Annotated in this window: 8 protein-coding genes; 3 read left to right on the plus strand and 5 right to left on the minus strand. The window is 73.8% G+C overall.

All coding sequences use genetic code 11. From position 1 onward, the window contains the following. Positions 1 to 134 precede the first annotated feature (134 nt). Positions 135 to 2,363, minus strand: a complete 2,229-nt coding sequence (gene recD2, locus ABTZ17_RS01070; protein WP_352193389.1) for an SF1B family DNA helicase RecD2 — start codon at positions 2,361 to 2,363, stop codon at positions 135 to 137. 323 nt (positions 2,364 to 2,686) lie between these two features. Between recD2 and ABTZ17_RS01075 the strand changes: the two genes are divergently transcribed. After that, positions 2,687 to 3,211 (plus strand): DUF937 domain-containing protein, encoded by a 525-nt coding sequence (locus tag ABTZ17_RS01075; protein WP_352193390.1) that lies wholly within the window; start codon positions 2,687 to 2,689, stop codon positions 3,209 to 3,211. A gap of 36 nt (positions 3,212 to 3,247) precedes the next feature. On the opposite strand, the gene ABTZ17_RS01080 is transcribed toward ABTZ17_RS01075, so the two are convergent. Continuing rightward, the gene (locus ABTZ17_RS01080) at positions 3,248 to 4,159 is read right to left on the minus strand and encodes an EamA family transporter (RefSeq protein WP_352193391.1); all 912 of its coding nucleotides are present in this window, start codon (positions 4,157 to 4,159) and stop codon (positions 3,248 to 3,250) included. Between the two features lie 82 nt (positions 4,160 to 4,241). Here ABTZ17_RS01080 and ABTZ17_RS01085 point away from each other — a divergent pair, with 82 nt between their 5' ends. Beyond that, on the plus strand, positions 4,242 to 5,153 hold the full coding sequence (locus ABTZ17_RS01085) for a LysR family transcriptional regulator (protein WP_352193392.1): 912 nt from the start codon (positions 4,242 to 4,244) through the stop codon (positions 5,151 to 5,153). A gap of 123 nt (positions 5,154 to 5,276) precedes the next feature. Beyond that, a complete protein-coding gene (locus ABTZ17_RS01090; RefSeq protein ID WP_352193393.1) occupies positions 5,277 to 7,079 on the plus strand; it encodes a glycoside hydrolase family 3 protein in 1,803 nt (600 codons plus the stop codon). A 208-nt stretch (positions 7,080 to 7,287) separates the two neighbouring features. Here ABTZ17_RS01090 and ABTZ17_RS01095 read toward each other — a convergent pair whose 3' ends face one another. The 3 genes from ABTZ17_RS01095 to ABTZ17_RS01105 all read right to left on the minus strand — a co-directional run bounded on the left by ABTZ17_RS01095 (position 7,288) and on the right by ABTZ17_RS01105 (position 13,333). Next, a complete protein-coding gene (locus tag ABTZ17_RS01095) occupies positions 7,288 to 8,721 on the minus strand; it encodes a S28 family serine protease (RefSeq protein ID WP_352193394.1) in 1,434 nt (477 codons plus the stop codon). A 131-nt stretch (positions 8,722 to 8,852) separates the two neighbouring features. After that, positions 8,853 to 9,251: a hypothetical protein gene (locus tag ABTZ17_RS01100; RefSeq protein WP_352193395.1), complete on the minus strand. Its 399-nt coding sequence runs from the start codon at positions 9,249 to 9,251 to the stop codon at positions 8,853 to 8,855. Between the two features lie 119 nt (positions 9,252 to 9,370). Beyond that, a complete protein-coding gene (locus ABTZ17_RS01105) occupies positions 9,371 to 13,333 on the minus strand; it encodes an ABC transporter ATP-binding protein (protein ID WP_502994570.1) in 3,963 nt (1,320 codons plus the stop codon). Between the last annotated feature and the right edge of the window lie 76 nt (positions 13,334 to 13,409).

Below are 13,409 nucleotides of genomic sequence, written 5' to 3' on the forward strand. Positions count from 1 at the left end.
AGGTGCCCTGACTGCCTCTACCTTCCCCCATTTGGCGCAGGAGAGTGCACTCGGGGTCGGACTTTGGGCCTCTCGGCGGCACTGAGTGCCGCCAACCTGCACATCCTGCCCCCTCCGGGCCGGAAGGGGAAACCCTAGGTGATGTTTCCCACCGGTATGCGACCGGACAGCCTAGGGGCCACCGCCGTGTACCTCCTGCCTGCGGAAACGGTACGCACGGCTTGGGCCAGGGCTTTGCGGGAACCGACCAGCACGACCAGTTTCTTCGCGCGCGTCACGGCCGTGTAGAGCAGGTTGCGCTGGAGCATCATCCAGGCGCTCGTGGTGACGGGGATCACCACCGCGGGGTACTCGCTGCCCTGGGAGCGGTGGATGGTGACCGCGTACGCGTGGGCCAGTTCGTCGAGTTCGTCGAAGTCGTAGCCGATCTCCTCGTCCTCGTCGGTACGGACGGTGAGCTTCTGGTCCACGGGATCCAGCGAGGTCACGACGCCCACGGTGCCGTTGAACACGCCGTTGGCCCCCTTGTCGTAGTTGTTCCGGATCTGGGTGACCTTGTCACCCACCCGGAAGACCCGACCGCCGAACCGCTTCTCGGCCAGATCGGGGCGGCCGGGGGTGATGGCCTGCTGGAGCAGGCCGTTGAGGTGTCCGGCGCCGGCCGGGCCGCGGTGCATCGGGGCCAGGACCTGCACGTCCCGCCGCGGGTCCAGTCCGAACTTGGCCGGAATTCGACGGGCGGCCACGTCCACCGCCAGCCGCCCGGCCTCCTCGGTGTCCTCCTCGGCGAACAGGAAGAAGTCCGGAAGGCCGTCGGTGACCGGCGGGAGACCGGAGTTGATCCGGTGGGCGTTGGTGACCACCCCGGACTGCTGGGCCTGACGGAAGATCCGGGTGAGCCGGACCGCCGGCACCGGGGACCCCTCGGAGAGCAGGTCCCGCAGCACCTCCCCGGCGCCCACCGACGGCAGCTGGTCCACGTCCCCCACGAGCAGCAGGTGCGCCCCCGGGGCCACCGCCTTGACGAGCTTGTTGGCGAGGAGCAGGTCGAGCATGGACGCCTCGTCCACCACGACCAGGTCCGCGTCCAGCGGGCGGTCCCGGTCGTAGGCGGCGTCCCCGCCGGGCTTGAGCTCCAGCAGCCGGTGCACGGTGGACGCCTCGGCACCGGTCAGCTCGGAGAGCCGCTTCGCGGCCCGTCCGGTGGGCGCCGCCAGCACCACCTTCGCCTTGCGGGCCCGCGCCAGCTCCACGATGGAGCGGACGGTGAACGACTTGCCGCAGCCGGGCCCGCCGGTGAGCACGGCCACCTTGCGCGTGAGCGCCAGCTTGACCGCCTCCCGCTGCTCGGGGGCCAGGTCGGCGCCGGTCTTCCGGGCCAGCCAGCCCAGGGCCTTCTCCCAGTCCACCCCCGAGAACCCGGCCAGCCGGTCCTCCTCGGCCCCGAGGAGGCGGCGCAGCTGACCGGTGAGGGACAGCTCGGCCCGGTGGAAGGGCACCAGGTAGACGGCGGTGACGGGCGGGCCGCCGTCCGCCGCCGGCACCTGCTCGCGGACCACGCCCTCCGGGTCCGCGGCGAGCGCGGCCAGGCACTCGATGACCAGGCCGGTGTCGACCTGGAGCAGCTTCACCCCGTCCGCGATGAGCCGTTCCTCGGGGAGGAAGCAGTGGCCCTGGTCGGAGGACTGGGAGAGGGCGTACTGGAGGCCGGCGCGGACCCGGTCGGGGCTGTCGTGCGGGATGCCGACGGCCTGGGCGATCCGGTCGGCCGTCAGGAAGCCGATGCCCCACACGTCGGCGGCGAGGCGGTAGGGCTGGTTGCGGACCACCGAGATGGAGGCGTCGCCGTACTTCTTGTAGATGCGCACCGCGATGGAGGTGGAGACCCCGACGCCCTGGAGGAAGACCATGACCTCCTTGATCGCCTTCTGCTCCTCCCAGGCGGCGCCGATCATGCGGGTCCGCTTGGGGCCGAGGCCGGGGACCTCGATGAGCCGCTTCGGCTCCTTCTCGATGACCTCCAGGGTGTCCACGCCGAAGTGCTCGGTGATCCGGTCCGCGATGCGCGGGCCGATGCCCTTGATGAGGCCGGAGCCGAGGTACCGGCGGATGCCCTGGACGGTGGCGGGCAGCAGGGTGGAGTAGTTCTCCACGGTGAACTGCCGCCCGTACTGCGGATGGGAGCCCCAGCGGCCCTCCATGCGCAGGGACTCCCCCGGCTGGGCACCGAGCAGCGCCCCCACGACCGTGAGGAGGTCCCCGCCGCCGCGGCCGGTGTCCACCCGGGCCACGGTGTAGCCGTTCTCCTCGTTGGCGTAGGTGATCCGCTCCAGTACCCCCTCGACCACCGCCATGTTCGACATGGCACGACCGTACCGGTGGGCGCGGACAGCCCGGCGGGGCCTGTGGAAATCCGGACGGGAGGGGCGGGCGGCGGGCGGACGGCGGGGAGTTCGGGGCGGGACGCATCGAGGGGGTCCGCGGCCTCGGCCGTGAACCCCCTCGTCGTCCCCCCTCGTCGGTGCTTTCCGACCCCCCCGGATTCCCCCCGGATCCCGGATCCCCCCGTCGAGCACCGACACCCCATACGACCCACGACGGTTGCGTACGGTTGCACGGCGATCACGGCTTTGCCATGTCTTGACCCAAGGTGCCGGGCGAACCGGACGGACGTAGCGTTTTCGCCATGAGCGATGACTCCCTGGAGAACGAGGTCCTCGCGGAACTCGGCGAGGACCGCCTCACCGAGATCGCCGGACTGCTCGGCACCGACGCCGCGGGCGCCCGCGACACCGTCCAGACCACGGTGGGGGCGCTGAGCGGCGGGCTCGCGGAGAAGGCCGACGCCGATGACGACGACGGGGCCGAGGTCCGCGACGCCCTCGCCGAGGTGGCCGAACCGCCCCTGCAGGGCGTGGCCACGCTGGGCGGCGGGCTGTTGGGCGGCGGGCTCATGGCGGGCGTGCTGGCGAAGGCGAGCAAGCCGGTGGCGGCCGCCGTGTCGAAGAAGACCGGCATTCCGGCGGCGACCGTCAGCCGGGTCATCGAGCTGCTGATCCCGGTGCTGCTGGCGGTGTTCGCGAAGCGGGCCGCCCAGAAGGGCGGGGGTGCCGGGGGTGCGGCTTCGGCGGCGGCCGGTGGCGGGGCCGGGGCCGGTGGGCTCGGGGATCTGCTCGGGCAGATCCTGGGGGGCGGGGGCAAGAAGCCGTAGGGCTTTCGGGGGCTCCGCCCCCGGACCCCCCGCGCCTCAAACGCCGGCGGGGCTTGGTTCGACCGTCGTTCGGGTGGCCCTCGCCGGGCTGGGCTTCGTCGGGCCCAGGGACGTGAGGGCCACGCCGGCCACCAGGAGGAGGGCGGCGGTCCAGCGGAGGGGGCTGATCGGTTCGTTCAGGAAGAGGGCGGCCGAGGACATGCCGAAGGCCGGGACCAGGAGGGAGAAGGGGGCCACCGCGGAGGCGGGGTAGCGGCGGAGGAGGTAGCCCCAGGCGCCGAAGCCGAGGACGGTCGAGATCCAGGCCACGTAGGCGATCACGCCCAGGCCCGTCCAGTCCAGGCCGCGCAGGGCCGCCAGGTCCCGCTCGGGGCCCTCCAGGAGCAGGGAGAGGGCGGCCAGCGGGAGCACCGGGACGGTGCAGACCCACACCATGAAGTTGAGGGCGTCCGGCGGGGCGGCCTTCCGGGTGAGGACGTTGGAGACGCCCCAGCAGGCGGCCGCCGCGACGACGAGCGCGAAGGCGGGCAGCGGGCCGGAGGCGCCGGTGTCCACCGCCGCCGACACGATGCCGCCCAGCGCCACCGCCATGCCGGCGGCCCTGATCCGGCCCGGCCGCTCCCCCAGCGCGAGCGCCGCGAACAGGGCCGTGAAGACGGCCTGGACCTGGAGCACCAGGGAGGACAGCCCGGCGGGCATGCCGGCCGCCATGCCCGTGAAGAGCAGGCCGAACTTGGCGACACCCAGGGCCAGTCCGACGCTGACGATCCACTTCCAGGCCACCTTGGGCGGGCCCACCAGGAACACCGCGGGCAGGGCCGCGGCCAGGAAGCGCAGGGCGGACAGCAGCAGGGGCGGGAAGTGGCCGAGGCCGATCTCGATGACCACGAAGTTCACGCCCCAGAGGGCGGCGACGAGCACGGCGAGCGCGGTGTGTACGGGACGCATGGATCGAGCATCGGCCCGCGAACCCTACAGCACCAGCTCCGATTCCTACCGGTAAGGATGTAGCAGCGCTTACGATTCCCTCATGCTCGACCTCGCCCGGATGCGGGCCCTGCACGCGGTGGCCGTCCACGGTTCGGTGGCGGCCGCGGCCGCCGCGCTCGGTTACACGCCCTCCGCCGTCTCCCAGCAGATCACCAAGCTGGAGCGGGAGACCCGGACGGTGCTGCTGGAGCGGCGCGGTCGGGGCGTGGCCCTGACCGACGAGGCCCGCCACCTCGCGGACACCGCGCGGGAGCTGTTGGCCATCGTGGAGCGGGCGGAGACCACCCTGGAGGAGCGGCGCGGGCAGCCCGGCGGGCTGCTGACGGTGGCCGCGTTCGCCTCCGCGGCCCGCGGGCTGCTGCCGGGGGTGCTGGCCGCCCTGGCGGAGCGTCATCCGGCCCTGGACGTCCGCCTGACGGAGGTGGACCCGCACCTGTCGGTGGACCTGGTGGCCCGCGGGGTCACCGATCTGGCGGTGGCGCACGACTGGGACATCGCCCCGCTGCCCGCCCCGGAGGGGATCGATCAGGCGCTGATCGGCGAGGACCGGTGCGACCTGCTGGTGCCCGAGGGGCACCCGTTCGCGGGTCGGGAGGCTTTGGGGCGCTCCGAGTTGGGCGGGCAGCGGTGGATCTGCCAGCCCCCGGGCCGGGTCTGCCACGACTGGCTGGTGCGGACCCTGCGCGCGGAGGGGCTGGAGCCCGACATCGCGCACATGGCGGAGGAGAACCACACCCAGGTGGCGCTGGTCGCGGCGGGCCTGGGGGTGGCCGTGCTGCCCCGGCTGGGCACCGGGGCGCTGCCGCCGGGGGTGGTGCCGGTCCGTCTCGAACCGGCACCCGTGCGGCGGTTGTACGCCCTGTGGCGGACCGGGGCGGCGCGTCGTCCCGCCATCACCGAGACGGTCCGGTCCCTGCGCGCCCACTGGCCGCCGCCGGGCCACCCGGACTGAGCACGCCCCGCGCTCCGGCCCGGGCGCGGCGCGCGGCGCACCCGGCCGTCGGGCGTAGCTCCTTGGGGGGACCCGGCGGGTGTCCGTCCGGGTGGGGCGGGGCGCCGGAAGTAGCGTGCGCGGATGCCGTACCACGCCTCCCGCCGGACCCTGCTCGCCGCGGCCGCCCTGGCCGCCCTCCCGGTCGCGGGTGCCTCCGCGGCCGCCGCCGGCGGTTCCGTCCGCCCCGCCGGGGCCGTGGGCCGGTTGCGGCGGCTCGTCGACCGGATGTCCCTGGCCGAGAAGGTGGGCCAGTTGTTCGTGACCCGGGTGTACGGGCACTCGGCGACGGACCCCGATCCTGCGGACGCGGCGGAGAACCGGCGGCAGTTCGGCGTGGACAGTGCCGCCGAGCTGGTGGCGGCGTACCACGTGGGCGGGATCGTGTACTTCTCCTGGGCGCACAACACCCGGGACCCGCGGCAGGTCGCGGAGCTGTCGGACGGGATCCAGCGGGCGGCACTGGCGGCCCCGGTGCCGGTGCCGGTGCTGCTGTCGGTGGACCAGGAGCACGGGGCGGTGGCCCGGATCGGGCGTCCCGCGACCCTGCTGCCGGGGGCGATGGCGCTGGGCGCGGCCGGCTCGCCCGTACTGGCCCGGCACGCGGCGCGGATCGCGGGTACCGAGCTGGCGGCGCTGGGGCTGCGGCAGGACTACGCGCCGGTGGCGGACGTGAACGTGAACCCGGAGAACCCGGTGATCGGGGTGCGGTCGTTCGGCTCGGAGCCGGCGGCGGTGGCCGGGCTGGTGGCGGCGCAGGTGCGGGGCCTCCAGGAGGCGGGGATCGCGGCGACCGCCAAGCACTTCCCGGGGCACGGGGACACGGCCGTGGACAGCCACGTGGGGCTGCCGGTGATGCGGCACAGCCGGGCGGAGTGGGAGGAGCTGGACGAGCCGCCGTTCCGGGCGGCGGTGGCGGCCGGGGTGGACGCGGTGATGACGGCGCACATCGTGTTCCCGGCGCTGGACCCCTCCGGGGATCCGGCCACCCTGTCGCGGCCGGTGGTGACGGGGTTGCTGCGGGAGCGGCTGGGCTTCGACGGGGTGGTGGTGACGGACGCCCTGGACATGGCGGGGGTCCGGCAGCGCTACCCCGACGACCGGGTGCCGGTGTTGGCCCTGAAGGCGGGCTGTGACCAGCTGTTGAACCCGCCGGACCTGCGGTCGGCGATCCGGACGGTGCTGGCGGCGGTCCGGGACGGGGAGCTGTCGGAGGCGCGGATCGAGGAATCGGTCCTGCGGATCCTGGAGCTGAAGGCGCGGCGGGGGCTGTTCACGGAGCCCTTCGCCGGGGACGGCGGCCGGTCGGCGGCCGTGGTGGGCGGGGCGGCGCACCTGGCGGCGGCGGACCGGATCGCGGCCGCGACGACCACGGTGCTGTCCGATCCGGGCGGACTGCTGCCGCTGGACCCGCGGCGGGCGCCGCGGCTGCTGGTGACGGGGGCCGATCCGGTGTCGCCCAGCGGGACCACGGGGCCCCCGACGGGGGTGCTGGCGCGGGAGTTGACGACCCTTGGCTTCACGGCGACGGCCCTGCCCACGGGGCTCGCCCCGGACGCGGCTGCGGTGGCGGGGGCGGTGGCGGCGGCCCGGGCGGCGGACGTGGTGGTGGTGCTGACGTACAACGTGCCCGAGGCTCCGGGGCCCCAGCACGCGTTGGTGCGGGGGCTGCTGGGGGCGGGGGTGCCGGTGGTGACGCTGGCGGTGCGCAACCCCTATGACGCGGCGCGGCTGCCGGAGCCCGCGGCGGCCCTGGTGAGCTACGGGTGGACGGATGTGGAGGTGCGGGCCGCGGCCGGGGTCCTGGCGGGCCGTTCGCCCTCCTCGGGGCGGCTGCCGGTGCCGGTGTCGGAGCGCTTCCCCCGGGGACACGGGCTGCGCCGGTAGCGCCGACCGGTGCCGCCGGTCCGCGCGGGGTGGGCAGTGCGCGGGGGGCAGGCGGGAAAGGGAGCGGCCCCCGGGACCCGTGCGACGGGTTCCGGGGGCCGTTCTCGTGGCGGTGTCCTACCGGCGTCGTGCCGGCGCGGTACCGGCGCGGTGCCGGTCTCCTGTCGGTCCGGCGGGCGGGGGCGTCACCCCCGCCCGCCGGGGGCCGTCACGGACGCAGCTGGGGTTCGCGCTCCAGGTCGCGCCGGTCGAGCTTGGCGTCGGCCTTGGCGAGCGGGGCGGCCTTGGCCTTGCCGTTCAGGACGGCGGTGGGGGCGACCCCGGCCCACTTGAGGATCTTCGCGGTGGCGAGGGCCTTCTCGGACTCCACGAGCTGGGACACCCGGGCGCCGTGGTTGGCGCCGGGGGCGGTCAGCACGTAGCTGTCTCGGGAGCCGTAGCCGAGGTGGAAGGGCTCGGCACCCCACGGGTCGTTCTGCCCGTACACGAACAGCATGCGCTCGGCGTTGTTGCGGACCCACAGGTCCACGTCGCGCATGACGTTCGGCTGGAACTTCATGGGGATGGCGGCCGGGACGAAGTTCCGCGGGGGCTGGTAGCCGTACCGGGTCAGGCCCTTGAGGTGCGGGAGCTTGATGTCCGGGGAGCCGAGCTGGGTGCCCGCCTGGTAGTAGTACGGGGTGTACGTCTCCAGGCCCTGGTCGGTGTAGGCGGAGAAGCCGGAGATGCCGTCGATGCTGTCCCAGATCTCCTGGTCCGTGGCGGTGGCCGCGGTGGGGATCGCGCCGCAGTCGGCGAGCAGGCTGTACTGCCAGAAGGCCCACACGTAGTCGAGGACGACGGCCTCGAAGGCCTTGTCCAGGGTGCCGATGGTGGTGAAGGTCCAGCCGTTCTCGGCGGCGGCGGCCGCGTACTTGGCCTCCAGGGCGTCCCGGCGGACCAGGGCCTCGCGCTGGACGGAGTTCAGGCGGTCGCGGCACTCCTTGGTGCCGACCTTCGCGAAGAACCGGTCGTAGGCCGAGTCCTCCTTGTTGATGACGTCGTTGGGGGCGACGTACGCGACGACGCCGTCCATGTCACGCGGGTAGAAGCGCTCGTAGTAGGTGGCCGTCATGCCGCCCTTGCTGCCGCCCGTGGCGATCCACTTCTTGGCGTAGATCTTCTTGAGGGCGGTGAAGATGCGGTGCTGGTCGCTGGCGGCCTGCCAGATGTCCAGCTTCGACCAGTCGGCCGGGGCCGGGCGCGAGGGGGTGAAGAAGCGGTACTCCATGGAGACCTGGTTGCCGTCGACGATGGTCGTCGGCTCGCTGCGCCGCGGGCTGGTGTTGACGTTGTAGCCGGAGGTGAAGAAGACGGTGGGGCGCGTGGTGTCCTTGTGCAGCAGCGTCAGCCGCTGGTCGAAGGTGGCTCCCTTGGGCTTCCGGTGGTCGACCGGCTGCCGGTAGTTCAGTACGAAGAAGCGGTACCCGGGGTACGGCGTCTCCTCGATGAGGCTCATCCCCGGAATCGCGAGGATCCGGTCCTTGATGTCCGGGCCGTCGCCGGGCCCGGCGGCGGTGGCCGCCCCGGCCGTCACGCCGGCCGCACTGACGGTGCCGATCAGCACCACGAGTGACAGCAGCCATCTGAGCGCCTTGCGCATGCACCCTCCCCTGGGATTTCACTGCGAACGCCGTGAAACCTAGCGGGGGCGGTACACCGGTGAACAGACCCGGCCAACTTCGGCCACCACATCCGACCGGATTGAGCCTCAGTCAGCCGAATCGTTCAATCTCAGCAAAGGATCCAACCGGAAGCGATAGAAGCCGATCCGACCTGGCCACGTACGTACACGCAGCGGCTGAGGGCGTACACGCTGACGGGTCCGGCGATATTCGAGAACCGGCCACTGTCGATGACCGGCACCCCGCCCCGGGGCTGGATGCTCACCATCATCCGCTGGCGCACCCCCGGCCTCTTGGGGAGGGTCACGGCACAGGCGTGGGTGCGGGTCTTGTAGACGCGGACCTGCCCGGTGGAGAAGGGCAGGGACTTCACCAGCCGCCCTGAGCAGCCCGACGCGGCCTGCGCGGATCCCGCCGGCAGGGCCCCCAGCGAGAGGGCCAGGCCCACCGCGAACACCCCGAGGACCCGGGCCGCCGCGGCAGCCCTCCTCCCCCGCCCCTCGAACATGCGTGTTCCCCTCCGCCGTGTGTACCCCTCTACGACGCGCCGGGAAGCGGAATGGTTGCACGGGCGCGCCGGGGCACCGGGGCGCGCGCCCCGCGCCCCGGTGCGGCTGCCGCGGCGGTTCAGGCCGCCGCCTTCTCGTCCTCGTCGAGGCTGCCCGTGAAGGTGCGCCACAGGCGGGCGTACATGCCGTCCAGGGCGAGCAGCTCCTCGTGGGTGCCGTCCTCGGCGACCCGGCCGCGGTCCATGACGACCACCCGGTCGGCACGGGCGGCGGTGGTGAGCCGGTGCGCCACCACCAGGGTGGTGCGCTTGCCCGCGAGCCGGTCGGTGGCCCGGTTCACCAGGGCCTCGGTGGCCAGGTCCAGGGCCGCGGTGGCCTCGTCGAGGAGCAGGACGTCCGGGTCAACCAGCTCGGCCCGGGCCAGGGCGATCAGCTGCCGCTGCCCGGCGGAGAGGTTCCGGCCGCGTTCGGCCACCGGCGCCAGGTAGCCGCCCTCCAGCTCGGCGATCATGTCGTGGGCGCCGACCGCGCGGGCCGCCGCCTCCACCTCGGCGTCGCTCGCTCCGGGCCGGCCGTAGGCGATGGCGTCGCGGACCGTGCCGGGGAAGAGGTACGCCTCCTGGGGGACCACGCCGAGCCGGTGCCGGTAGCCGGTGAGGTCCAGCTCCCGCAGGTCCGTACCGTCGGCGGTGACCCGACCGGCAGTCGGGTCGTAGAACCGGGCCACCAGCTTGACCAGCGTGGACTTGCCCGCGCCGGTCTCGCCGACGAAGGCGACGGTCTGGCCCGCCGGGATCCGCAGGTCCACCCCGGCCAGGGCCGGGGCCTTCTCGCCGCGCTCCTCGGCCGTGCCGTAGCGGAACTCGACCCCCTCGAAGGCGATCTCCCCGCGCAGCGGTCCGGGCTCCCGGGGCCGCTCGGGCGCCGGGGTGGAGGTCGGCTCGCGCAGCAGCTCCTGCATCCGGCCCAGCGAGACGGTGGCCTGCTGGTAGCCGTCGAAGACCTGGGAGAGCTGCTGCACAGGGGCGAAGAAGAGGTCGATGTAGAGCAGGTACGCCACCAGGGCGCCGGTGGTCAGGGTGCCCGCCTCCACCCGGCCGGCGCCCACGATCAGCACCGCCGCGGCGGCCACCGAGGACAGCAGCTGCACGAAGGGGAAGTACACCGAGATCAGCCACTGGCCGCGGACGCGGGCCTCGCGGTAGGAGTGGCTGCGCTCGGCGAACCGCTCCAGCCCGGACCCCTCGCGCCGGAACGCCTGCACGATCCGCAGCCCGGACACGGACTCCTGGAGGTCGGCGTTGACCACCGAGACCCGGTCCCGGGCCAGCTCGTACGCGGCCACCGACTTGCGGCGGAACACGATGGTGCCGAGCACCAGCACCGGCAGGGTGGCGAAGACGATCAGGGCCAGCTGCACGTCGAGGACGACCAGCGCCACCAGGATCCCGAAGAAGGTGAACACGGAGACGACCGCGGTGACCAGGCCCGTCTGGAGGAAGGTGCTGAGGGCGTCCACGTCCGTGGTCATCCGGGTCATGATCCGCCCGGTCAGCTCCCGCTCGTAGTAGTCCAGGCCCAGCCGCTGGAGCTGCGCGAAGATCTTGACGCGGAGGGCGTACAGCACCCGCTCGCCGGTCCGCCCGGTCATCCGGGTCTCCGCGGTCTGGGCCGCCCACTGGCCCAGCACCACCAGCAGGGCCAGCGCGGAGGCCGCCCACACCGCGCCGAGGGCCAGCCGCTCCACGCCCTCGTCGATGCCGTGCCGGATCAGCACCGGCAGCAGCAGTCCGGCGCCGGCGTCCACGGCGACCAGCCCCAGGCTGATACCCAGCGGGGCCCAGAAGCCGCGCAGCAGGCGGCGCAGCCCGTAGCCGTCCTCGGGGGCGGCGGCCCGCTCCTCGTCCACGTCCGGGGTGTCCAGGGCGGGCGGCAGGGCCGCCACCTTCGCCAGCAGCTCGGGGGTGGCGGGCATGCCGCCCACCGCCCCGGCCATGGTGTGCGGGGCGCCGGCCGCCGCGGCGGGGGCACCCGCTCCGACACCCGCGGCGGATCCGGCCCCGGCGGACTCGGCCCGGCGGCGCCACAGCTCGGGGGTGACCCCGTCCGCGACCCGCCGCCTGGCGTTGACCGGCTCGGCGTCGATCTCCGCCTCGGCCTCCAGCTCCTCCAGCTCTTCGAGGTCTTCGAGGCCCCGCTCCAGTCCGGCCAGGACCTTCGCGTCGGCGGGGTCCTCGGGCTGCCGCGGGGAGCCCGCGCCCAGCGCCTCGGGGTCGGTGAGCAGCCGCCGGTACAGCGGGGAGCGGCGCTCCAGCTCCTCGTGGGTGCCGAGGTCGGCGAGGCGGCCGTGGTCGAGGACGGCGATCCGGTCGGCCAGGGCCAGGGTGGAGCGGCGGTGCGCGATGAGCAGGGTGGTGCGGCCCGCCATGACGGTGCGCAGGGCCTCGTGGATCTCGTGCTCGACGCGGGCGTCCACGGCGGAGGTGGCGTCGTCGAGGAGGAGCAGGCGGGGGTCGGTGAGGATGGCGCGGGCCAGGGCGATCCGCTGGCGCTGGCCGCCGGAGAGGGTCAGCCCGTGCTCGCCGACCTTGGTGTCGTAGCCGGCGGGCAGGGCCTCGACGAAGCCCTCGGCCCGGGCGGCGCGGGTGGCGGCCCGGATCTGCTCCTCGGTGGCCTCGGGGCGGCCGTAGGCGATGTTGGCGCGGATGGTGTCGGAGAAGAGGAAGCTGTCCTCGGGGACGAGACCGATGGCGGCGCGCAGCGAGTCCAGGGTCAGCTCGCGGACGTCGTGGCCGCCGACCCGGACGGTGCCGGAGGTGGTGTCGTAGAAGCGGGGCAGCAGCAGGGAGAGGGTGGACTTGCCGCTGCCGGAGGCGCCGACCACGGCGAGGGTCTCGCCGGGGGCGATGCGGAGGCTGAGGCCGTCGAGGACGGGGCGCGGGGCGGTCTCCGGGTCGGCGTCGGGGCCGGGGGCGTAGCCGAAGGAGACGTCGTCGAACTCGACGGTGGCGGGGGCGTCGGCGGGCAGGTCGAGGGTGCCGTCCTCGATGGCCGGTTCGGTGTCGATGAGCTCCAGGACGCGTTCGGCGCCGGCGCGGGCCTGCTGCCCCACCGTGATGATCATGGCGAGCATGCGGACGGGGCCGACGAGCTGCGCCAGGTAGGTGGAGAAGGCCACGAAGGTGCCGAGGGTGACCTGGCCGCGGGTGGCCATCCAGCCGCCGAGGGCCAGCATGGCCACCTGGGCGAGGGCGGGCACGGCCTGGAGGGCGGGGGTGTAACGGCTGTTGAGCCGGATGGTGCGCAGGCGTCCGGCGAAGAGCCGGCGGCCCGCGTCGCGGAGCTTGCCGGTCTCCTGCTCCTCCTGGCCGAAGCCCTTGACGACGCGGACGCCGGTGACGGCCCCGTCGACGACGCCGGCCACGGAGGCGGCCTGGGCCTGGGCGTACCAGGTGGCGGGGAAGAGCTTGACGCGGCTGCGCTTGGAGATGAACCAGAGGGCCGGGGCCATGGCGAGGGCGACCAGGGTGAGCGCCGGGGAGAGCCAGAGCATGACCGCGAGGCTTATCCCGAAGAGCAGGAAGTTGCCGATGGTCATGGGCAGCATGAAGAGCAGGCCCTGGATCAGCTGGAGGTCGCTGGTGGCGCGGCCGATGACCTGGCCGGTGGACAGCTCGTCCTGGCGGCGGCCGTCGAGCCGGGCGATGGCCGCGTACATCTCGGTGCGCAGGTCGTGCTGCACGTCGAGGGCGAGGCGGCCGCCGTAGTAGCGGCGCACGTAGGTGAGGACGTACACGGCGACGGCGGCGCCGATGAGCAGTCCGGCCCAGACGCCCATGGGGCGGGAGTGGTCGCCGATGACGTCGTCGATGATCACCTTGGTGACCAGCGGGACGAGGGCCATCACGGCCATGCCGAAGAGGGAGGACCCGAGGGCGAGCAGGACGTTGAGCCGGTACCGCCAGGTGTAGCGGGCCAGTCTCCTGGCCCAGCCGTTCCGTCCGGTGTCCCCGGCCCTCTCTGCCGCCGCCACGATGGGCCTCCCCGTTGTCTCGTCCGTAGAGCGCAGCGGGACCGGCATCGGCCCCGAGCTGCCGGAAGACCCAACGCGGCCCCGCCCGGATTTCATCCCGCCGTTACAAACGGACGTCCCACCG

The sequence above is a fragment of the Streptomyces sp. NPDC097619 genome, assembly GCF_040302735.1.
GTDB lineage: Bacteria > Actinomycetota > Actinomycetes > Streptomycetales > Streptomycetaceae > Streptomyces.